Genomic DNA, 21809 nt, shown 5'->3' with positions numbered 1-21809 from the left:
GAAGCCCTGTTTTTCCATACCCGGCAGAAGAAATCAGCCCGGCTTTTAGAGCATGTTAAAAAAATGCCTCATCGTCATAACAAGCGATGAAGCATTTTTTGCGTTTCTTTTCAAATTCAGCTTGAGGTATTATTTTTGATTGCCACTCAAGACCAGGTCAGTCATTATTTCTGCACTTTCTCCAAAAACAGAGAAATAATTCCTTTCTTTTCCTTCTCATGTGCCTTGTTATACAAAGATCTGCACCATTCTGTGATAACTTCGATTACAACCGGAGAGAAGGTCATCAGGATAAATACCAGGATGATCATTCCGAATTCCAGGGAGCCAAGTGCCAGCAGGTTCTGCACACATACGGCTGCGAAGAAAAAAATGAACTGCATACCGTAAATAATGATTTTCCTGTACCTGCTTAGAGGCGCGTATACCGTCTTCAAAGCTGCCATGTAGTTCCATCCGGTTACCAGGAAACAGGCTGTACTCAGCATTACATTGCTATGGTAAACGTTCTGGCAGACCAGCATAATGGTAAATACACATCCCGTAATGGTGACTGCTGCTGGGAATGCATTCATAAATACATAACGCAGAAAACCACTCTCAATCTTGTTGAAGTTGTTTTCCTGGGCTAGCAGGAAGGTTGGGATACCCACTGCGCAGGCACTGATCAGGGACATCTGAATTGGCTCAAACGGATAGCTATCGCCCCAGAAAATAGTGATCAGACACAGCAGCACAGAGAAAATAGTTTTGATCAGGAACATGGAGGCTGCGGTACGAATGTTGTTCACCACACGGCGTCCCTGGTTCACAATTTCCGGCATAGCGGCAAAATTGGAATCCATGAGCACTACATTTGCAATGTTCTTGGCAGCATCACTTCCCTCTGCCATAACCACGCTGCAGTCTGCCTCTTTCAGTGCCAAAACATCGTTCACACCGTCACCGGTCATGGCAACTGTATGCTTCTGTTTCTGAAGGGCAAGCACCATCTCTTTCTTCTGCTGCGGAGTTACACGGCCGAATACGGAACACTCTGCAACGGCACGCTCCATATCCTCCGGTGTGGTGATAGTGGTGGCATCAATATATTTATCAGCATTCTCCAGGCCTGCTTTTTTTGCAATGGCAGAAACAGTCACAGGATCATCACCGGAGATCACTTTCAGATCTACGCCCTGGTCTTTGAAAAATGCCAGAGTTTCAGGTGCATTATCCCTGATAATGTCAGTAAGCATAAATAACGCAACCGGCTTTAACCCTTCCGGAAGCTCATTCTCCCGATTCAGGTTTGGGCTATGCGCCAACACCAGAACACGTAAGCCTTCTTTTCCATAAGCAGCACACTGCTTGATCAAGTTTTCATTTCCATCCGGGAAAAGGAACTGGGCAGCACCCATCAGATAAGTTCCTTCTGTTTTAAAGGCTACACCGCTGTATTTGCGATCTGAGGAAAACGGAATGCAATGATCTACCGGCATGTCCGTTCTTCTGGAGAAGCGTTTGTGGAGTGCATCTGCGGTGGCGTTCTTGTCCTTTAAAACGGACATCATGTTTGCCATGACACGTTCGATCTCACCCATGGTCAATTCTGGCTGGGCGCCGCTGATGGCTAAATCAGTATTGACATTGCCCTGTGAATCTTGTGCTGACAGCTGTTCAGTAGTTCCCATAACAACTCCTATCTGCAATTGTGCCGCAACCACGGATACTTCAGACTGCGCCTCTGCAGCTGCCATTTCTGGAACTTTCTGAGCTTGATTCGCTATTCCATTTATTGTACTTTCGCTTATATTCTCATTTTCTGCTTCCGGAGCCTTGATCTCCATCCCTTCCACATAGGGCTGTACCTGTTCCACGCACATAGTACCGGCTGTGATGGTTCCGGTTTTATCCAGACAGAGGGTATCCACTCTCGCCAGAGTCTCAATACAATACAATTCCTGCACCAGGGTATTCTTACGGGTCAGTGTCAGCGCACCAAGAGTCAGCGCCACACTGGTAAGGAGCACCAGTCCCTCAGGGATCATTCCAAGGACAGCAGCCACCATATTCACTACTGCATCCCGGATTCCGTTTCCCGCAATGTAATATTGCTTATAAAACAACAGCATTCCCATAGGAACTATGATCACACTTATAGTCTTCAGAATCGCATTCAGGGAATTACGAAGTTCTGAGTTATGACGTTTAAATTCCTTCGCCTCGCTGGTAATCTGAGATGCGTAATTATCCTTGCCAACGTGGATAACCTGACAGCAGGCCTCTCCGGATGTGACAAAGCTTCCTGAAAAAAGCTCGTCCCCTTCATTTTTCTGAAGGTTATCCGATTCACCGGTCAGCAGGGATTCATTGACCTCAATACTGCCCTCAAGCACCCTGGCATCTGCGGGCACCTGATCTCCTGTTTTCAGAAAAAGAATATCATCCAGAACCAGCTTCTCCGTGGAGATGGACCATTTTTTCCCTTCACGCAAGACCACTGCCTTGCTCTCTGTAAGGATAGCCAGCTTATCCAGCGTCTTTTTCGCACGCACTTCCTGGATGATTCCGATCACCGTATTGATCACAATAATTCCCATGAACATGGAGTTCTTATAGGAACCAACCAGCAATACCATAATCATCAGAGCCAGATTCAGAAAGTTGAAAAATGTAAGCACATTCTCCCTTACGATCTGCTTATAGCTCCTTGTGTTGGGGTTCTCATTGACATTGATTTTCCCCTCTTCAATTCTTTGTTGTACCTGTTCGTTTGTCAGTCCTGTCATCGTTACTTCCTTCATTCTTATGTTTTATTTAAGGATGTTTCCGTTTTACTCTTTTTCCCATTGTATGATACCAGTGTCAAAAGGTCCAAAAACCGTTCGTGCCATTGTATTAAAATAGGGCAGATGATAACATCCGCCCTGATGAATTCTCTTTACGGTCTGCCTCATCTTTACCACCTATTTATCTGTAACGAAATAAATCTGCTTAAGGATTCGGTTTCCTGTAAAAAATATTATTCTTTTGTATCGATGACGACACTTTATAATTACTGCAGTTCGCAGTAACTATTAATACTCTTCTTCCTCTGCCTCTTCACCCTCATGGATGTCAGACTTCGGTTTCTTCAGACCTTCGATCTCAATGTGATGCTTCTGTGCGTAATCCCACAGTGCAGCATGTACAGCCTCCTCTGCAAGAAGAGAACAGTGTACTTTCACTGGCGGAAGTCCGTCAAGAGCCTCCATAACAGCCTTGTTGGTAAGCTTCATGGCTTCCTCAATAGTTTTACCTTTTACCATCTCAGTAGCCATACTGCTGGTTGCTACTGCGGCACCGCAGCCGAAAGTTTTGAATTTGCAGTCTCTGATAATATGTGTCTCGTCATCGATATCCAGGAAAATTCTCATAATATCGCCGCATTTGGCATTTCCTACTGTACCGACACCGCTTGCATTCTCTATTTCTCCAACATTACGTGGATGCTGGAAATGATCCATTACTTTCTCACTATACATCTTTTTTTCCTCCTGGCAAGTGTTTTAATCAAATTTTTTATTTTTTTTAACTATTCAGCAGGCACTATTCCGCGAGGTGTTTTTTGTGAACGTAGTTCACAGAAAACCCGAAAATGTCGGCGCGAAATCATGCAAAGCATGATTTCTGTGCATCGCGAAGCGTGTAACTGTGAAGGTACTGAACAGTTACTGTTTTTTTATAAAATCTTCATATAATGGAGACATTGATCTCAGGTAAGCTACGATTTCTTTCAGCTTATCTACTACAAAATCAGCATCTTCCATGGTAGTCTCCTCACTTAAGGTCATACGCAGGGAACCATGTGCAATCTCATGTGGGAGTCCGATAGCCAGAAGTACATGGGACGGATCCAGGGAGCCTGATGTACAAGCAGAACCGCTGGATGCACAGATGCCATAATTGTCAAGCATGAGCAGCATGGACTCTCCTTCGATGAACTGGAAGCTTACATTTACATTATTCGGAAGACGTTTGGTGCGGTCACCATTTAATTTCACATACGGAATCTCTTTCAGGATTCTTTCAATGAAATGATCTCTTACCTGAATCTCTTTGTCTGTACGTTCTTTCATAGTGCGGACTGCACGATCTGCAGCAACGCCGTAACCTACGATTCCAGGAACATTCTCTGTACCTGCACGGCGCTTTCTCTCCTGCGCTCCACCATGTACAAAGGAACGTATCTTAACACCCTTGCGGATGTAAAGGAAACCGATTCCCTTCGGTCCATTCAGCTTGTGTCCACTGGAACTGAGCATATCAATTCCTAACTCATCTACATTGATCGGCACCTGTCCAAAAACCTGTACTGCATCTGTGTGGAAAAGAATGCCATGCTCTTTGGCAATTGCACCGATTTCCCTGATCGGCTGGATAGATCCGATCTCATTGTTCGCAAACATAACAGAAATCAGAATCGTCTCTGGTGTAATAGCTTTCTCAAGCTCGTCAAGCTTCACAATACCATTTTCATCTACATCAAGATATGTGATCTTCGCTCCGCGCTCTTTCTCAAGGTATTCGCAGGTGTGAAGGATTGCATGATGCTCGATTTTGGTTGTGATGATGTGGTTTCCTTTGGATTTATATGCTTCAAAGGTGGCTTTCAGTGCCCAGTTATCAGCCTCTGATCCGCCAGCTGTGAAATAGATTTCTTCTTTCTTGGCACCAAGTGCATCTGCGATCTGGCCTCTTGCCTTGCTGACGCCCTCTTTGCTCTTGGATGCGAAGTCGTAAATGCTGGATGGATTTCCATACATTTCGGTAAAATAAGGAAGCATTGCTTCTACTACTTCCGGAGCGGTCTTGGTAGTAGCCGCATTATCCAGATATATCATTTTTCCCATTTTTCTTCCTCCTGGTTTATTGGTATCAATTCGATATGAAAGACTCCCGGGAAAGGGTTATTTCATCTATCTCCTTAGGTACTTTTCTATTTCCTAGTATTTCGCTTGGATTTCTATCCCACTTTACCAGATAATAACAGTTCTGTCAAGGCACATTTACAGCATAAACTAACTAAAAGGATGAAGAGGATAGGCGGATTCTTATGTCTGACAAACTTTTTATCAGAGGAACCCTGATTCTTACTCTTACCGGCCTTGTCAGCCGCCTGATGGGTTTCTTCTATAGAATATTCTTATCTCATACTATTGGTGCACAGGGAGTGGGAATTTACCAGCTTACGCTTCCGGTTCACGCAATCGTACTGGCAGCCTGCTGTATGGGCATTCAGGCTGCTATTTCCAGGCTGTGTGCCTCTTTCACTGCCCTTGGAAAAGAAAAAGAGTCCAGAGATGCGTTGCTTCTTGGAACATTTCTTTCGATGGCACTTTGCGGACTTTTATCTTTTCTGGTCTATTGGAATGCAGATTTTGTGGCTTCTGCCTTGTTAAAAGAGCCGCGTACTGCGGTTCTGCTTCGTATTCTTGCCTTTAGTTTTCCTTTTTCAGCCTTGCATTCATGCGTAAATAGCTTTTATTATGCCAGAAAAACGACTGGAATTCCAGCTTTTATCCTGCTTCTTGAGCAGACTTCCCGGATCGGCAGCACTTACGTGATCTACCTGATTCTGATTTCCCAGAAAAAAGAGATTACCCCTGTAATAGCGGCCGGAGGTGCACTTTTCAGTGAGCTTACAGCCACTGCAGCATGTATGCTGGCGCTTGGACTGGATTTTTCCAGGGAAAATTACAAACCAGGCACCGGACTGCTTCGACGTATTTTACGAGTATTTTTCTGTATGAGCAAAGGTGCTCACAGAAATTCACCTTCTGCTGTAAAATATATTTCACATATACCACCAGCTTCTGCCAAAAACAATACTGCCACTTCCATAAATGTTCTTTTAAAAGAAATCGCCCAGATTGCAGTTCCCCACTCTGTCAACCGGCTGCTGCTTACCTTACTCTCTGGCATCGAAATGGTTCTTATTCCCCAAAGATTGCTTCTGTCTGGAATAAATCAGACTGATTCCTTGTCTGTGTACGGAATTTTTACCGGAATGGCGCTGCCGCTGATTCTTTTCCCGGCGACACTGACAAATTCTGCCTCTGTTATGCTGATGCCTTCTGTGGCTGGTTTACAGGCCCTCGGTCATGAAAAAAAAATCCGTCATGTGATCCGCCGCACCTGCGAAAACTGCTTTTTCTTCGGAGGCTTCTGTACATTCTTTTTCTTTATTTTCGGAAAATCACTGGGAAATTTTCTTTTTCACAGTGAAACTGCGGGGATTTACATAAGGACGCTGGCTTTTATCTGCCCTTTTCTTTATACAAATACTGCACTGGAAAGTATTCTGAACGGTCTCGGGCGCCCGGATACCTGCCTTTTTCACAATATTGCAGGAGTGTGTATCCGAATTGGATTTGTTTTCTTTTCCATTCCTGTGCTTGGAATCCGTGGATATTTTTACGGAATGCTCCTTTCCCAACTGATTCTCACCTTGCTTCATTTCATTTATCTAAACAGACTGGAGCGTGTTTGAAAAATCATTCCTGCAATTTGCCTATCGACATTTTTTCCATCATAGTCTATAATATTGAATCGAAAATAAATTTTGCCGATAAAAGGAGAAAATACCATGGGATTTGAATTCATCAAAAAGCTTCCAACCCCCGACGAGATCCGCAACCAATATCCCATTGATGCAAAGATCAAGGCACTGAAAGAGAAACGTGATCAGGAAATCCGTGACGTATTCACTGGAAAATCCGATAAATTTCTTGCAATCATTGGTCCCTGTTCTGCAGATAATGAAGATGCTGTATGCGACTATCTGCTGAGACTTCGCAAAGTTCAGGACAAGATTGCGGATAAAGTTTTAATCATTCCTCGTGTTTATACAAATAAACCCCGTACTACCGGAGAGGGTTATAAAGGAATGGTTCATCAGCCAGATCCGGAGAAAAAACCTAATATGCTTGCCGGTCTTGTTGCCATCCGAAAAATGCACATCCGTGCTATTGAAGAGAGCGGATTTACCTGTGCGGACGAGATGCTTTACCCTGAGAACTGGCGTTACCTTTCCGATCTTCTTTCCTATGTTGCTGTAGGAGCACGTTCTGTTGAGGATCAGCAGCACCGTCTCACTGTCAGCGGTATGGATGTTCCGGCGGGAATGAAGAATCCTACAAGTGGTGACTTCAGTGTTATGCTGAACTCTGTTGTTGCAGCTCAGGGCAGCCATACATTTATCTACAGGGGATGGGAAGTTGAAACTACAGGAAATGAGTTGACACATACCATTCTTCGTGGTGCTGTAAACAAACACGGAGAGGCTATTCCTAATTACCATTACGAAGATCTTCGTCTTCTTTTCGAGAAATATTCCGCTAAGAACCTGAAGAATATGGCTACCATCGTGGATACCAACCATTCCAACTCCAACAAGCAGTATGAGCAGCAGATCCGTATTGCCAAAGAAGTTCTTCACAGCCGTCAGGTTGATTCTGATGTTCGTGGGCTGGTAAAGGGTCTTATGATCGAAAGCTACATTGAGCCAGGCAATCAGAAGATCGGACCAAACCATGTATATGGTAAATCCATTACAGATGCTTGTCTTGGATGGGAAGAATCTGAGAAGCTGCTTTATACAATCGCTGAGATGTGCTAGCGCCTGTTTGAAAAATCATTTCCGCAATCTACACGCCCCACTTTGCGGTATATTTTCAGAAATAAAATTTATTTATCTCCTGTATTCTGATTTCGGAATGCGGGAGATTTTTCAGACACGCTCTAATATCTTTCGATAGAATTTTCGGTCAAACATTTTTATAATACAAGAAAGAATCTTACTTTGCAGAATTTTCATTACATAAAAAAGAATCCTGCTTGCAGGCTTCTCCGCCTGCGGCGGGTCGCCTCGAGCGACAACTACCTTTCCGCCGCAGTGCGATCCTGCCCGGTAGGGCTTTTTATGTAATAGGAAATTCCAACAGAATTTCCTATTACATAAAAAACTGCCCACAGGTCTCTCCCATGGACAGTTATCATCTTATTCGATCTTCTCAATGTCTTGGATGTGCTTTCATATACACATCTCGCATCCGGTTAATATTCATGCTTAAATATACCTGAGTCGTAGAAATATCGGAATGTCCCAGCATTTCCTGGACGCTTCGGATGTCTGCTCCATTCTGCAGCATATGTACTGCAAAAGAATGTCTCAATGTATGTGGCGTAATATCTCTGTGAATTCCAGCCGCCTGGGCATAGCCTTTCAGCATTTTCCAGAATCCCTGACGGCTCATGGCCTTACCGGAGCAATTTGTGAACAGCGCATGCTCTGAATCATCTTTCACAAATACCTTACGTCCCTCTTCAAGATAAAGATTCAACGCTTCCTTGCTTACATTTCCAATCGGAATGATACGCTCTTTATTCTCCTGGCAAACCACATAGCCAAGCTGAAGGTTTACATCTGTGGTCTCCAGATGGATCAGTTCGCTGACACGCATACCAGTGGCATATAAAAGCTCTAACATAGCCTTATCCCGAATTCCCTTAGGCGTAGTCAGATCTGGCTGCTTCAAAAGATCGTCAACTTCCTGAATACTGAGAATCTCCGGAAGCTTCTTCTCTACCTTTGGAGATTTCAGATTATCTGTGGGGTTCTCTTCCATCTTCCTAAGTGCAAACATGTGTTGAAAAAAAGCACGCATGGAAGCAACACTTCTTGAAATAGTGGATGACGCGAAGTTCTCTTTCTCCATATAATCCATGTATCCCATGAGATCAAATTCACGGACATCTTCCGCTTTCATAATCCCCTTCATTTCCAGGTATGCAGCCATCTTGTTCAGATCCCGCTGATAGGAAACCTCTGTATTCTGGGATGTTTTTTTCGTATTATGTAAGTATTCAATAAACTCGCGTATTTCCTGTTCCATATTGTTTACTTCCTGTCTCTTTTGTTATAAATTCATTTCATATATCCCATGATCATACTGCTTTAGACCATGTTTGAAAAAGATTCTGGAGCGTGTTTGAAAAAGGCTTTCTGTAAGATGTGCGTCACAATTTGTGGGAGATTTCGCCCGGAATTCCTATTGTCCATTGCATTTGCTCTTTCACGCTTTATTGCAGGAACGGGCTACCTCCCCACAATAACTGATCTTAAAATGTATTTGTATTATACTTTGTAATTGACATAAAATCAAACCTTTTTTTCGGCCAAAAATCGTATAAAAACAAGCTTTTTTTGCCCATTTTACAAAATAACGTCGCTTTTATGGTAACCAATACTATATCTTGTATTTTTCATATTATTCTCATTCAAAAAATTTCGAAAAATCCAGAATTTTGTTTAAAATCCATGGATTTACACGCCATTCCAAAAGAATTCCCACACCGTATAAAGCTGTATATAAGAGCACTTTCAGGAGATAAGCGCTTACTTTCTGTGGAAAAATTCCATGATTGCGCCAGATTCCCATAGATTCCCTGTAGACCGTCTGATACACCGAATCCCATAATGGCAGATAGATCAGATAATGCGGAAAAAGAAGTGCTACGGCAACTGCGCCTCCGGTAAGTCCGAACTGCAGAATAGACATGGAAAATACGATTCCCAGTCCAATCCCGGTAAAAAGCATCGCCATAATTGCCATAGGGACTCCAAATACAGTAAAACCACAGATTAGAGAAAGGAAAAAAATCCCACCGCGCATCCAGAGAATCTGCAAAAGATAATCGATTCCTCCTGCTTCTGTTTTCCCATAGGTTTCCAAAAGGTACACTGCGGAAAATGCCTGCTGCTTCCAGGAAAAACGGTATATAAAGTTCGGGATCAGCATTCCTGCAAGAAATCCTGCAAGCAGCAAAGTCAGTCCTGGAAAAAAACTTTTCTTTTTGATACTGAGTAAATTTTCCATATATTCACCCTGTACCATTGTACGCAAGCGATGATTTGATTATGAATTACATAAAAAAATTCTTTTTGATTTTCCATGAATCAGCCCATGCAAGCATAGCTCGTTCATGGCTGCCGTCCGGGACTTTCATAATAAAAACCGCCTCCGCATCCTTCATATAGTATGAAAAATGCGGAAGCGGTTTCTTAATATTTCTTAATGTAAATTAACTCCGATTATTTGGCATAATCAACAGCTCTGCTCTCGCGGATCACATTGACTTTGATCTGACCCGGATACTCAAGCTCAGCCTCAATCTGCTTCGCTATGTCTCTTGCAAGAAGCACCATCTCAGAATCATTCACATGCTCAGGAACTACCATAACACGGATTTCTCTACCAGCCTGGATAGCAAAGGATTTCTCAACCCCCTTGAACTGATTGGTAATATCCTCAAGCTGCTTCAGTCTGTTGGTATAAGTCTCCAGTGTCTCTCTTCTGGCACCTGGACGCGCCGCGGAAATCGCATCTGCTGCCTGCACGATACAGGCAATAAGGCTCTCTGGCTCCACATCACCGTGGTGTGCTGCTACCGCATTGATCACAATAGGTGATTCCTTATATTTCTTACAAAGGTTTACACCAATCTCAATATGGGATCCCTCAACTTCATGGTCAATAGATTTACCGATATCATGAAGCAGACCGGCACGTTTCGCCATGCGCACGTCTACACCAATTTCACCGGCAAGCAGACCGGAAAGCTGTGCTACTTCAATAGAATGCTTCAGCGCATTCTGTCCATAACTTGAACGGAATTTCATACGTCCAAGAAGTTTCAGAAGCTCTGGATGAATACCATGAACTCCAACATCCATAGCTGCATTCTCGCCATCCTCGCGGATCTGAGTTTCAACTTCTTTCTGTGCCTTCTCAACCATTTCCTCGATTCTGGCCGGATGGATACGTCCATCTACGATCAGTTTCTCAAGTGCTACTCTTGCCACTTCACGTCTGATAGGATCAAATGATGAGAGAACTACTGCCTCAGGAGTATCATCAATGATAAGGTCTACACCTGTCAGGGTCTCCATAGTACGAATATTACGTCCCTCACGTCCGATAATACGTCCCTTCATCTCATCGCTTGGAAGCTGCACTACGGAAATAGTAGTCTCGGCAACATGGTCTACCGCACATTTCTGAATGGCATTTACCACATATTCCTTGGCTTTCTTTCCTGCCTCTTCCTTCGCCTGGCTCTCAAGTTCCTTGTAAAGTCTGGCAACATCAACTTTAACATCGTCTTCCACAGATCTGAGCAATTCTTCTTTTGCCTGTTCGGAGGTCAGACCGGAAACACGTTCCAGTTCCTGTACTCCTTTCAGCTCGAGTTCATCTACTCTCTTTTCTTTCTTCTGCAATTCAGCAAATCTCGCTGTGCACTCTGCCTCGCGCTTCTCAACTGCTTCAGCTTTCTTATCAACGGTTTCTTCCTTCGATAAGACACGCTTCTCATATTTCTGCAGTTCGTTTCTACGTTCCTTGGTTTCCTTCTCCAGTTCGTTCTTTGTACGGAGAGATTCTTCCTTTACTTCCAATAAAGTTTCACGTTTCTTTGTTTCGGCCGCTTTTAAGGCTTCATCAATGATGCCTCTGGCCTTTTCTTCAGCTGACCCAATCGTTTCTGCGTCTTTCTTAACTTTGTTATCCACAGAAACTTTACTAGTAATAGGAACTGCAATCAGTAGAGTGGCTACTACAGCGACAACTGCAACAATAATTGTTGTCACAGGAGCACCTCCTCAATATTTAGTTTTCATTGTGCAATCACAACAATACAAGTTTATCTTTTTTTTAGAATTATGTCAAGTTTTTCTACACAAAAACAAAATTTAAATTTCCAAAGAAACGTCTAGCGTTACTGTTCACTCCGCGACCAGTAACACGCTTCGCGATGCACAGAAAGAATCCAGCAATTTATCAATAGCTTCTCTCACAGGTAATATTCATGTCTTCCAGCACGTGGGAAATATCTCCATAGGAAAAACCTCTTCGAAGGAGAAATCCCTGGAGGCGGCGCATCCCCTTCTCGTCCAGGGCAGTACCAGGCTGACACTTTTTCTCTACTGTAGTTCGGAGAATGGCCAGTTCATCTGGCTCTTCAATCTCTGCTGCCTCTTCCCAGGCTGCAAGGGCAGTCTCGCGGTCAATTCCTTTCCCTGAAAGCTCCTGGAGAATCTTCTGACGGCTCTTGTTTCCCATGCGGAAGGAAATATAATTCATGGCATAGCGGTAATCGTTCAGATACCCATAGGAACGCACATAGTTCATGGCATCCTCTGTGGCTTCTGCTGAAAAGCCTGCCTGACGCAGCCGGTCAGACAGGCCTTTCTCTGTACGGTCCATATGCTCCAGAAGAAGCATTGCCTTTCTTCTGGCATTCTTTTGCTCTTCAGGTGTAACCGCCATATTTTATTCCTCTTCTGCTGCCGGAGCGTCAGATTCTGGTGTAGTTTCTTCTTGCTTCACATCCTGCTGCTCTTCTTCCTCACCTGGAAGAAGGTGATAATGGATACGAACCTTGCGTTCAATCTCATCGCAGATGTCCGGATGCTCTTTCAGGAACAGCTTGGCATTCTCACGTCCCTGGCCGATCTTATTTCCTTCGTATGCATACCATGCACCGCTCTTATTCACAATGGAATTCTCAGCAGCAAGATCAAGGATATCCCCTTCCTTGGAGATGCCGGTACCAAACATAATATCAAACTCAGCCTGCTTAAATGGCGGAGCAACCTTATTCTTAACAACCTTGATCCTGGTGTGGTTTCCAACCATCTCGCCGCCCTGCTTCAATGTCTCTACACGGCGTACATCAAGACGTATGGATGAATAGAACTTAAGGGCACGTCCACCAGTAGTTGTCTCCGGGTTACCAAACATAACACCAACCTTCTCACGGAGCTGGTTGATAAAGATCACAACGCAGTTAGACTTACTGATAATAGCGGTCAGCTTACGAAGTGCCTGTGACATCAGACGTGCCTGCAAACCTACATGACTGTCTCCCATGTCACCATCAATCTCTGCCTTGGGAACCAGAGCTGCAACGGAATCCACGATGATAATGTCAACTGCACCGGAACGAACCATGGTCTCTGTAATCTCCAGAGCCTGCTCACCATTATCCGGCTGGGAAATGTAAAGATTATCAATATCTACGCCGATGTTCTTCGCATATACAGGGTCAAGAGCATGCTCGGCATCGATAAAACCGGCAATTCCGCCTCTTTTCTGAACCTCGGCTACCATATGTAATGCAACAGTGGTCTTACCACTGGACTCTGGTCCGTAGATTTCTATAATACGTCCCTTCGGCACACCGCCTACCCCAAGTGCAATGTCAAGGCTCAGGGAACCGGTAGGAACAGTCTCCACCTGCATATTGGCACTGGACTCACCCAGTTTCATTACAGAGCCCTTGCCATATTGCTTCTCAATATGTCCAAGAGCCGCTTCCAGCGCTTTCTTCTTCTCTTCATTTATCATTATTCCGATCTCCTATTCTTAATAATCAGACAAGTCCGTAGTAATTTCTGTAATCATTAACCGGACTGTATAACCTGTTACCATTCACAAAAGGCACCTGGCAGAACCTTATCCGTGAACAGCAGCCAGGATCTGTTACTGTTCACTCCGTTCACAGTAACGCGCTTCGCGATGCACAGAAATCATGCAAAGCATGATTTCGCGCCGCAATTCTCGGGTTTTCTGTGAACTTTGTTCACAAAAACACCTCGCGGAACGTTACCAGTGAACAGCAGCCAGGATCTTCTTGCTTGCACAATACGAACCTATGTTCGTTTCTCTGTAGTACATACTATCTTAAATCAGTTCACTTGTCAAGCCCCTACTCGCCATATAAAAATTTTATTTTTCATGTTAAGCCAAACGAACTGTAAAGTTATTTTCACCGGTGGAATCATCCCGGAATACGGGTGTGAAATTCTTGTATACCCGGAGACAGACAAAACTCCGGTAAATTTTGAAATGAATCGTATACGACTTTTATATTGTCGTTTTCCTGTCAGTAATTCTACTATATAGCAAAACATCCGGAATTACAAGAATTATTTCCTGCAACCCGGATGTTATTTACTATCCCATTACTGTTCACTCCGTGACCAGTAACACTAGCCCCTCTTATCCCTGGCTAAGCACGCTTCTGACATGATCCACTTCTTCCCTTGTTGCCTGAGCTGCCGGCACATAATAGCCTCTTGCACGGGCAATCTGGTAAATCTCCTCCTGGGACATCTCGCACTGATTTCTCATCTGTTTTAAGGTTTGTTTCAGCTGAGGATTCTCTGTCTGAGGGATCATCTCCCCATAACGGGTCAGTTCACCGTTAATTCCGGCAAGGGTATCTGCTACCATCACTTTTTCATTCATCTGCGGCACCTCCTACTGTAAATACTGCATAAGCTGATTTTTGCAGTCCACTGCCGACTGGGCAGACTTCTGGAAAAACTGTTTTACCTGGGCATCTGTAGCCTTACTTGCATACTCCTCCATTTTACAATGGGTGGTGTCAAATCCTCCGATCAGGTGACGTAAATTCTGTAGATCCAGTTCTGAAATTTGGTTCATATAACCTGCCTCCTGTTAAAATATGTTACTGTTCACTCCGTTCACAGCAACGCGCTTCGCGATGCACAGAAATCATGCATTTGCATGATTTCGCGCCGCACTTCTCGGGTTTTCTGTGAACTACGTTCACAAAAAACACCTCGCGGAATGTTACCAGTGAACAGTAACTAAAATATTTCTGTAGCGAAAACCAACAGTATGGAACCTTTGTTTTCGACAGCCTTCAAATGTCCATATATACAAAATACAGGAGAAAATTAATCTCTCCTGTATCCTGAGGCGGACACTTTACAGAAAGTAGTATGTCCGAATTTCATCTTATTATGTACCGTATATATTATGTACCATATATATCTATATCCGTACTTTAAATGGCATATTTCTTACAAAATCCTTATTCCCCGATCAGCCAGTTGTACATCTCTTCATACTGACGTGCGGAATTACTCCATGAGAAATCCTTTGCCATAGCCCGGTCTACCATCTTATTCCATTCGCGCTTCTTGTCATAGTAAATGTGCTCTGCATAGCGGATCGTGGAAAGCATCTCATGTGCATTGTAATTGCTGAATGAAAATCCGGTTCCGGTTCCTTCGAATTCATTGTAAGGCTCTACCGTATCCTTCAGACCACCTGTCTCTCTGACGATTGGAAGAGTACCATAACGAAGGCTCATCAGCTGGCTCAGACCGCATGGCTCAAACAATGACGGCATCAGAAATGCATCAGAAGCTGCATAGATTCTGTGAGACATGCTCTCATCGTAATAAATCTGTGCAGAAACCTTGCCATGATATTTCCAGTCAAAGTGACGGAACATATTCTCATAGCGCTCATCTCCTGTGCCAAGAGCTACAATCTGTACACTATCCTGACAAAGCTCGTCCATGATATAAGCGATCAGGTCAAATCCCTTCTGATCTGTCAGACGGGAAACAATACCGATCATCATAGCCTTCGGATCCTGCTCAAGTCCTAAATCTTTCTGTAGCTGGATCTTATTCTTAACCTTCTCCTTACGGAAGGTGGTAGCATTATAACGAGCTGACAGATTAATATCTGTCTCCGGATTAAAATCATTATAATCAATACCATTTACAATACCACGCAGACTGTTGGAGCGTGCACGGAGCAGTCCGTCCAGACCTTCGCCATAGAACGGTGTCTTGATCTCATCTGCATATGTATTACTTACTGTAGTAACAGCATCTGCAAATACAATACCACCCTTCAGGAAGTTGCCATCCTTGTATGCTTCCAGCTTATCCGGTGTAAAATAGTAATCGGAAAGTCCTGTAAGCTCCTTGATCGTCTTCACATCATATACACCCTGGAATTTCAGGTTATGTATGGTCATGATGGTCTTAATTCCCCAGAAAAACTGATTCTGCTGGAAGCTGTCGTGCAGATAAACCGGAACAAGACCTGTCTGCCAGTCATGGCAGTGAATAATGTCCGGGCGGAAATCAATTACCGGAAGTACGGAAAGCACTGCCTTGGAGAAGAATGCAAATTTCTCCAGATCCCACGGAGCACTGTCATATGGCTTCGGTCCACTGAAATAATACTCATTATCTATAAAGTAGAACTTAATGCCATCATACTCCATCTGAAGAATACCTACATAACAGTTTTTGTATCCAAGATCCATGTAGAAGTGTGTGACATATTCCATTTTATCTTTCCATTCCTGCTTCATGCAGGCATATTTCGGTAAGATCACGCGAATATCAAAATAACGTTTATCAAAGCATTTCGGCAGTGAGCCGGCTACATCAGCCAATCCTCCGGTCTTAATAAAAGGCACTGCCTCTGATGTTGCAAAAAGAATTCTTTTCATTCAAAAAACCCTCCTTAGTAATAGCAAATAGCGTTACTGCCACTTAATGCCAGTAACCTGCTTCTGTCTTTTATTATACCCCAAATTCGGCTCATTGGAAAGAACGATTTTTATATTCCAGTCTGATTTTGTCAGCAATCAGTGCAATAAACTCGGAATTGGTAGGTTTTCCTTTCCCATTGCTCACTGTATAGCCAAACAGCTGGTCAATGGTATCCATTTTTCCACGGCTCCATGCAACTTCAATGGCATGTCGGATAGCCCGCTCCACGCGGCTTGGCGTTGTCTGATGGCGTTTGGCTATGGTTGGATATAAAATTTTTGTAATAGAATTCAGCATTTCCATGTCATTTACGGATAAAATAATAGCATCCCGCAGATACTGATAACCTTTAATATGTGCAGGTACTCCGATTTCATGTATGATATCTGTCACATCCGTTTCCAGATTTCCTGAATTGTAAGTATTTTCCTCTTCCTTTTGTCTTGGACGGTTCATTTCCCTAACGCGTCTCTCTCCCGCCCGGCGGATGTGTTTGATTCGGTTCAGCAGCATTTTGTTGTCAAAAGGCTTCAGCATAAAATAATCTGCTCCAAGATCAAAAGCGTCCTCTGTGATCCGCTCCTGTCCCACTGCCGAAACCACAATAAATGACGGCACTTTTTTCAAATTTTCATCGTGACTGAAGCGCTCCATCACTGAAAGTCCGTCTACTTTTGGCATGATAATATCCAGTACAACCACGTCAGGCTGTTTTTCCTTTATGATGTTACAGATTTCTTCTCCATTATGTGCTTTTCCAACCAGTTTCAGGTCTTCGTCCTGATCAATGATCTTACTCAGTACCTCCACCATTTTCTCATTATCGTCCGCAATTGCCACATTCAATTTTTCCATGAGGCCATTCTCCTTCTACTATTTTGAAAATTCTCCGGCAATCCACAGCCGGAAAGTTGCTATATTTCTGATATCAGGAAGCAAACGCGTTTTTCTTCCCAATATCTTCCTATCACCTGTACAAAACAGCAGGGCCCTGTTTGCTCTTGCACATTTTTCAGAAAAATTTTCCTTTGCTGTAACAACGTCTATTATAGTGGAACTGCCATGGGGAAATCAAGCCGAAACTGCCGTTTTTACTGCATTTTCGTTCGATTAGTTTCGAGCTTTTTTGCGTCTTTTAACGACAATAATTTCATTTTTTCTGAGGGGATTTTTATATTAAGACAGCGTTTTACACCGACTCTCAATTTAACACAGTTTATTTTTTTCGCGTTTTATGATTGAAAGATATGGAACAGGTTCATAAAAATACAAGAGTGAAATCATGATTTTTCTCCATACTAGTACAGTGAAAATTAAGTTTCTGCTATATTGACACAGTATATGAAAAATCAGACAAGTCACTATAGCGGCTACTTAATATTTGCTGTACCAGCACAGTGAAAAACAAAAGAAAAGGATGTGAAAACATGTACCAGAAACGAAAATACAAACATTTTATCCTGCTCTGTCTTGTCCTTGACCTTCTGACAATGGTATTTCTGGGATATCGTTATCTGGACCGGAAAATTCCGGATGAAATACACATTGACAAAAATTCAGGACTTGACCTTTCCCAGATTTCCAATCTTCCTTTTGTATCTTTCGGAGATACAATCACTGCTTCCGGGGAAGGCAGCTACCAACTGCCTTGCAGACTTTTTGGAAAAATAGCTTTCAAGAATATTAAAGTGAAACCAACAGAGGCAGACACCATTCTGGTCAGCGGCAGCACAGTGGGGATTTACATGGAAACAGACGGAGTTCTTGTGATCGACACCGGAGAAATCCTTTCTAAAAATGGGCAGATGCAGGATCCGGCAAAAAATATTTTAAAGCCTGGCGATTATATTGTTGCACTAAATGAGCAGAAAATATCCTGCAAGCAGGATTTAATTAACGATCTGGAAACTATTGATGGAAAGCCTGTTACGGTAAGCGTGCGAAGAAATAACAGTACCATTCCGGTTTCTCTCTCCCCGGCACAGGATGCTTCCGGAAAGTACAAGCTTGGAATCTGGGTCCGGGATGATACCCAGGGAATCGGAACCCTTACCTATGTAACAAAAGACGGAAATTTCGGTGCTCTTGGCCATGGAATCAGCGATATCGACACAGGAAATCTTTTGTCAATAAAGGGAGGAAATCTTTACTGTGCCCAGATTCTCGGAGTGCAAAAAGGAGAAAAAGGAAGTCCCGGAGAACTTTCAGGGCTGATCCGTTACAGAAATGACAATGTGATCGGACAGATTCGTGTAAATAGTTCAAATGGAATTTACGGCAGTTTCACCAGCAGTTCTGGCAATAATATTACAGAGCTCCAGGCCGCAGCTTCTGCTTCAGATGATACGGTCAATGCTTCTGAAAGCTTTAACCAGTCCAAAACTTCTTTCTGGGATTTTGCAGACAGTTTTTCCGGAAATGATTCTCTGCCAATTTCCCTCCGCCAGATGAAAATCGGCTACAAACAGGAAGTACAGACCGGTCCGGCTTCCATTCTGTGTGATGTAGGTAATGGAGTAAAAGAATACGATGCAGAAATCACCAGAATCGACATGAACCACGAGGACACTAACAAAAGTTTCGTCATCCATATCACCGATCAGCGGCTTCTTAACACCACCGGCGGCATTGTCCAGGGCATGTCAGGCAGTCCCATCCTGCAAAATGGAAAAGTAATCGGTGCGGTAACCCACGTTTTTGTCCAGGATGCGGCAAGTGGGTATGGAATTTTTATTGAAAACATGCTGGAGCGTGTCTGAAAAAGGCTTTCTGCAAGATGTGCGTCACAATTTGTGGGAGATTTTGCCCGGATGAGGGCGCCGTAGCGGGCTACGGCAACTGAATTCGGGCAAAATATACCGCAAAGTGGGGCGTGCAGATTGCGGGAATGATTTTTCAGACTCGCTCCGGAGCCTGTCTCACAGAGGATTTCAACTTACATGTTTGAAAACTCATTTTCTCAATCTACAAAAAGAAATTATGCCTTGCACTCCCTGGCCAGTTTTTTCATCTCCCTTGCATTTTCCAGCACAGCGCCAGTGATCTGGGCACCCCCAAGAAGACGGGCCAGTTCGCGGATGGAGGCTTCTTCATCAAGGGGATGGATCTGAGTGGTGGTCTTGGTGCCTTCAACCTGCTTCTCGATCTCAAAATGGGAATCTGCCATGGCTGCGATCTGGGGAAGATGGGTAATGCAGAGCACCTGATGATGATGCCCGATCACTGCCATTTTCTCAGAAACCTTCTGAGCAGTACGTCCACTGATTCCCGTATCTATTTCATCAAAAATCAATGTTTCGATCTGGTCACGGTCTGCCAGGATTGCCTTCAGTGCAAGCATAATTCTGGAAAGCTCACCGCCGGATACGATTTTACCAAGGGGCTTCAGACTTTCTCCCGGATTTGTGGAAATTTCATACTGGATTTCATCATAACCATTCTCTGTAAAACTGCTTCTTCTGGAAAACGTGATGGCAAACTGTACATCCAGGAAATTTAAGTCTTTTAATCCCTGGATTACCTTTTTCTCCAGCTGATGGCTGTATTCTTTACGAATTTCCGAAAGACGGCTGCAGGCCACTTCCAGCTTTTTTTCTGCCTTTTTCAGTTCTTCCCTGGAAGCCTCGAAAATTTCTTCATACTTCTGAAGTTTGTTCAGCTTTTCCTGCTGTTTTTTCTGGTATTCCTGGATTTCTTCGATACGCTGACCGTATTTGGCTTTCAGACCATTGAGCAAATCCAGGCGGCGCTCTGTCTCATAAAATACGGATTCATCAAAAGTCATGTCATCCATATAGGAGGACAGCTCCCTGTTAAAATCATTGAGAAGTCCGTCCACTTCGCTTAAGGTCTGGGAAAGGGATTCCAGCTGATCATCGTACTCTGTCACTCTGGAAAGCTCCCGAAGAGCCTCTCCCACTGCTTCCCCAGCTCCCTGTCCATCATATCCGGTAAGGGCATGGGCACTTTGCAGGGAATCGATAATTCTGCGTCCATTGGAGAGCTTTCGATACTGCTTTTCCAATTCTTCGTCTTCTCCTGGAACCAGAGATGCTTTCTCAATCTCATTGATCTCAAATTCCAGAAAAGCCATTTCCCGATTCTTCTGCTCTTCGTCCATATCAAGGGATTTCAGTTCTGCCTGACATTTCTTATATTCCTGATAGGCAGCTTTCACCTTCTCTTTTTCCGGAAAGATTTTCTCACGGCCATAAGCGTCCAGGATTTCCAGCTGTTTCTCCTCATAGAGAAGGGACTGGTGCTCATGCTGCCCGTGAATGTCAAGAAGACAGGCTGCAGCGGCCTTCATCTGGCTGACAGTGCTTGTCTCCCCATTTATCTTATTAATGCTCCTGCCGTCCATGATTTTTCTTGACATGAGGATCTGTCCGTCCTCCGGATAAATATCAAGTGCGGCAAGTGCTTCTTTTGCTTTCGTATTTTCAACCTGAAATAAAAGCTCTACCAGTGCATAGGGCGCATTTTCCCTGATCATGCTTCTGGATGTCTTTCCTCCCAGGATCAGCTGCATGGAACCGAGAAGAATGGACTTACCGGCACCAGTCTCACCGGTGAGGATATTCAGCCCTGGTCCGAATTCCACTTCAATTTCATCTATGAGTGCAAGGTTTTTTACGTGTAAATGTACTAACAAGGTTGACCTCCTTACGTTACTGTATATTCAAATGGACAGTAACTCCTTACTCTTTTCTCATACCCTTATAAACAGGCCTAAATGCCCATATGTAATGTCAGGCAACGCTATGCTTCAAAGCCACACATGCCCTTCAGATAGTAACAATCGAGCAGGAAATTCCTGCCCGATCCACTTTATGTTCTCAGTCAGCTCTGAAACCCGATTGAAAATTCCGGTCATGCAAACTGTTTCCATTTTTATCTTCTGTTCAAAATACTGCCCAGCTTCTCCATGACACCCTCCGCCAGCTCAGAGCTTTTGCAGGCACACATAATCGTGTCATCTCCTGCAATACAGCCCAGGATTTCCGGCCATTTCAAGGCATCCAGAGCTGTGGCAACTCCCATTGCCATTCCGGTAACTGTTTTGATCACTACCAGATTCTGTCCAACCTCAATGGACACAACCGCATCATTTAACACTCTTGTATACTGGTCCCCAAGCCCTGGCTGTGTATCCTGCAGGATGGCATAGCGGGATTTCCCGTCTTTTCCTGCAACCTTGGTCATTTTCAGTGCACGGATATCTCGTGAAACCGTAGCCTGTGTCACCTTAAAACCGGCTTCATTCAATCTGGCTGCAAGCTCTTCCTGTGTATCTATGTCATATTCTTTTATCAGTTCGATAATTTTCTCATGTCTTGCTAATTTCACTTCTTAACCTCCCCTGCAAAGATTTTCTGCCCTGAAGTCTGTT

At 43.8% G+C, this 21809-nt stretch carries 18 protein-coding genes and 3 pseudogenes; 5 read left to right on the top strand and 16 right to left on the bottom strand.

The annotated features are described in order from the left end of the window. Window positions 1-164: 164 nt before the first annotated feature. The 3 genes from ACESTK_RS11270 to nifS form a co-directional block, all read right to left on the bottom strand. On the bottom strand, window positions 165-2771 hold the full coding sequence (locus ACESTK_RS11270) for a cation-translocating P-type ATPase (protein ID WP_270413937.1): 2607 nt from the start codon (window positions 2769-2771) through the stop codon (window positions 165-167). A gap of 288 nt (window positions 2772-3059) precedes the next feature. Then, on the bottom strand, window positions 3060-3506 hold the full coding sequence (nifU, locus tag ACESTK_RS11265; RefSeq protein ID WP_118580961.1) for a Fe-S cluster assembly scaffold protein NifU: 447 nt from the start codon (window positions 3504-3506) through the stop codon (window positions 3060-3062). A 186-nt stretch (window positions 3507-3692) separates the two neighbouring features. Next, complete coding sequence (gene nifS, locus ACESTK_RS11260) at window positions 3693-4874, bottom strand: cysteine desulfurase NifS (RefSeq protein ID WP_373119760.1); 1182 nt, start codon at window positions 4872-4874, stop codon at window positions 3693-3695. A gap of 203 nt (window positions 4875-5077) precedes the next feature. On the opposite strand from nifS, the gene ACESTK_RS11255 reads away from it, so the two are divergent. Together ACESTK_RS11255 and ACESTK_RS11250 are read left to right on the top strand one after the other, a co-directional pair. Further along, a complete protein-coding gene (locus ACESTK_RS11255; protein WP_373119758.1) occupies window positions 5078-6514 on the top strand; it encodes an MATE family efflux transporter in 1437 nt (478 codons plus the stop codon). Window positions 6515-6610: 96 nt separating this feature from the next. After that, on the top strand, window positions 6611-7642 hold the full coding sequence (locus tag ACESTK_RS11250; RefSeq protein WP_118580970.1) for a 3-deoxy-7-phosphoheptulonate synthase: 1032 nt from the start codon (window positions 6611-6613) through the stop codon (window positions 7640-7642). A gap of 394 nt (window positions 7643-8036) precedes the next feature. Here ACESTK_RS11250 and xerD read toward each other — a convergent pair whose 3' ends face one another. Both xerD and ACESTK_RS11240 read right to left on the bottom strand, forming a co-directional pair. Next, window positions 8037-8918: a site-specific tyrosine recombinase XerD gene (xerD, locus tag ACESTK_RS11245; RefSeq protein WP_373119757.1), complete on the bottom strand. Its 882-nt coding sequence runs from the start codon at window positions 8916-8918 to the stop codon at window positions 8037-8039. A gap of 24 nt (window positions 8919-8942) precedes the next feature. Continuing rightward, window positions 8943-9056 (bottom strand): annotated as a pseudogene (locus ACESTK_RS11240) (DUF6783 domain-containing protein); the annotation flags it as partial. On the opposite strand from ACESTK_RS11240, the gene ACESTK_RS11235 reads away from it, so the two are divergent. Continuing rightward, a complete protein-coding gene (locus tag ACESTK_RS11235) occupies window positions 9015-9173 on the top strand; it encodes a DUF6783 domain-containing protein (RefSeq protein ID WP_368072541.1) in 159 nt (52 codons plus the stop codon). The pseudogene ACESTK_RS11240 and the gene ACESTK_RS11235 overlap by 42 nt on opposite strands. A gap of 126 nt (window positions 9174-9299) precedes the next feature. On the opposite strand, the gene ACESTK_RS11230 is transcribed toward ACESTK_RS11235, so the two are convergent. From ACESTK_RS11230 to spo0A, 8 genes are all read right to left on the bottom strand, one after another. Further along, entirely contained in the window at window positions 9300-9902 is a 603-nt protein-coding gene (locus ACESTK_RS11230; protein WP_215659722.1) for a stage II sporulation protein M, read from the bottom strand. 215 nt (window positions 9903-10117) lie between these two features. Continuing rightward, the gene (rny, locus tag ACESTK_RS11225; RefSeq protein ID WP_118580984.1) at window positions 10118-11674 is read right to left on the bottom strand and encodes a ribonuclease Y; all 1557 of its coding nucleotides are present in this window, start codon (window positions 11672-11674) and stop codon (window positions 10118-10120) included. 190 nt (window positions 11675-11864) lie between these two features. Continuing rightward, a complete protein-coding gene (locus tag ACESTK_RS11220) occupies window positions 11865-12353 on the bottom strand; it encodes a regulatory protein RecX (RefSeq protein WP_195409229.1) in 489 nt (162 codons plus the stop codon). Between the two features lie 3 nt (window positions 12354-12356). Continuing rightward, entirely contained in the window at window positions 12357-13433 is a 1077-nt protein-coding gene (gene recA, locus ACESTK_RS11215; protein WP_118580990.1) for a recombinase RecA, read from the bottom strand. A 654-nt stretch (window positions 13434-14087) separates the two neighbouring features. Continuing rightward, window positions 14088-14336: a spore coat protein gene (locus ACESTK_RS11210; protein ID WP_118580993.1), complete on the bottom strand. Its 249-nt coding sequence runs from the start codon at window positions 14334-14336 to the stop codon at window positions 14088-14090. A 12-nt stretch (window positions 14337-14348) separates the two neighbouring features. Next, window positions 14349-14534 (bottom strand): hypothetical protein, encoded by a 186-nt coding sequence (locus ACESTK_RS11205; protein ID WP_148462515.1) that lies wholly within the window; start codon window positions 14532-14534, stop codon window positions 14349-14351. Window positions 14535-14928: 394 nt separating this feature from the next. Beyond that, the gene (glgA, locus tag ACESTK_RS11200; RefSeq protein ID WP_118580996.1) at window positions 14929-16374 is read right to left on the bottom strand and encodes a glycogen synthase GlgA; all 1446 of its coding nucleotides are present in this window, start codon (window positions 16372-16374) and stop codon (window positions 14929-14931) included. Between the two features lie 91 nt (window positions 16375-16465). Beyond that, a complete protein-coding gene (gene spo0A / locus ACESTK_RS11195) occupies window positions 16466-17272 on the bottom strand; it encodes a sporulation transcription factor Spo0A (RefSeq protein WP_173718390.1) in 807 nt (268 codons plus the stop codon). Between the two features lie 572 nt (window positions 17273-17844). Between spo0A and ACESTK_RS11190 the strand changes: the two genes are divergently transcribed. Further along, window positions 17845-19176, top strand: a complete 1332-nt coding sequence (locus ACESTK_RS11190; protein ID WP_243284037.1) for a SpoIVB peptidase S55 domain-containing protein — start codon at window positions 17845-17847, stop codon at window positions 19174-19176. A gap of 29 nt (window positions 19177-19205) precedes the next feature. Here the strand turns inward: ACESTK_RS11190 and ACESTK_RS11185 are convergent. Continuing rightward, window positions 19206-19256 (bottom strand): annotated as a pseudogene (locus ACESTK_RS11185) (DUF6783 domain-containing protein); the annotation flags it as partial. Between ACESTK_RS11185 and ACESTK_RS11180 the strand changes: the two are divergent. Further along, window positions 19233-19364: pseudogene (locus ACESTK_RS11180) on the top strand (DUF6783 domain-containing protein); the annotation flags it as partial. The pseudogenes ACESTK_RS11185 and ACESTK_RS11180 sit on opposite strands and share 24 nt — an antisense overlap. 30 nt (window positions 19365-19394) lie before the next feature. Here the strand turns inward: ACESTK_RS11180 and recN are convergent. Continuing rightward, a complete protein-coding gene (recN, locus tag ACESTK_RS11175; RefSeq protein ID WP_187565772.1) occupies window positions 19395-21071 on the bottom strand; it encodes a DNA repair protein RecN in 1677 nt (558 codons plus the stop codon). Between the two features lie 239 nt (window positions 21072-21310). After that, on the bottom strand, window positions 21311-21766 hold the full coding sequence (gene argR / locus ACESTK_RS11170) for an arginine repressor (protein WP_118581008.1): 456 nt from the start codon (window positions 21764-21766) through the stop codon (window positions 21311-21313). Window positions 21767-21809 lie beyond the last annotated feature (43 nt).

The organism is Ruminococcus sp. Marseille-P328 (assembly GCF_964249465.1).
GTDB classification, from domain to species: domain Bacteria; phylum Bacillota; class Clostridia; order Lachnospirales; family Lachnospiraceae; genus Blautia_A; species Blautia_A faecis.
This window is presented reverse-complemented; position numbering and strand designations above follow the sequence as displayed.

Coding starts and splice junctions, on each gene's coding strand:
- ACESTK_RS11270 (WP_270413937.1), bottom strand. CDS start 2,771: ATGACAGGACTGACAAACGAACAGGTACAACAAAGAATTGAAGAGGGG.
- nifU (WP_118580961.1), bottom strand. CDS start 3,506: ATGTATAGTGAGAAAGTAATGGATCATTTCCAGCATCCACGTAATGTT.
- nifS (WP_373119760.1), bottom strand. CDS start 4,874: ATGGGAAAAATGATATATCTGGATAATGCGGCTACTACCAAGACCGCT.
- ACESTK_RS11255 (WP_373119758.1), top strand. CDS start 5,078: ATGTCTGACAAACTTTTTATCAGAGGAACCCTGATTCTTACTCTTACC.
- ACESTK_RS11250 (WP_118580970.1), top strand. CDS start 6,611: ATGGGATTTGAATTCATCAAAAAGCTTCCAACCCCCGACGAGATCCGC.
- xerD (WP_373119757.1), bottom strand. CDS start 8,918: ATGGAACAGGAAATACGCGAGTTTATTGAATACTTACATAATACGAAA.
- ACESTK_RS11230 (WP_215659722.1), bottom strand. CDS start 9,902: ATGGAAAATTTACTCAGTATCAAAAAGAAAAGTTTTTTTCCAGGACTG.
- ACESTK_RS11220 (WP_195409229.1), bottom strand. CDS start 12,353: ATGGCGGTTACACCTGAAGAGCAAAAGAATGCCAGAAGAAAGGCAATG.
- recA (WP_118580990.1), bottom strand. CDS start 13,433: ATGATAAATGAAGAGAAGAAGAAAGCGCTGGAAGCGGCTCTTGGACAT.
- ACESTK_RS11210 (WP_118580993.1), bottom strand. CDS start 14,336: ATGAATGAAAAAGTGATGGTAGCAGATACCCTTGCCGGAATTAACGGT.
- ACESTK_RS11205 (WP_148462515.1), bottom strand. CDS start 14,534: ATGAACCAAATTTCAGAACTGGATCTACAGAATTTACGTCACCTGATC.
- glgA (WP_118580996.1), bottom strand. CDS start 16,374: ATGAAAAGAATTCTTTTTGCAACATCAGAGGCAGTGCCTTTTATTAAG.
- spo0A (WP_173718390.1), bottom strand. CDS start 17,272: ATGGAAAAATTGAATGTGGCAATTGCGGACGATAATGAGAAAATGGTG.
- ACESTK_RS11190 (WP_243284037.1), top strand. CDS start 17,845: ATGTACCAGAAACGAAAATACAAACATTTTATCCTGCTCTGTCTTGTC.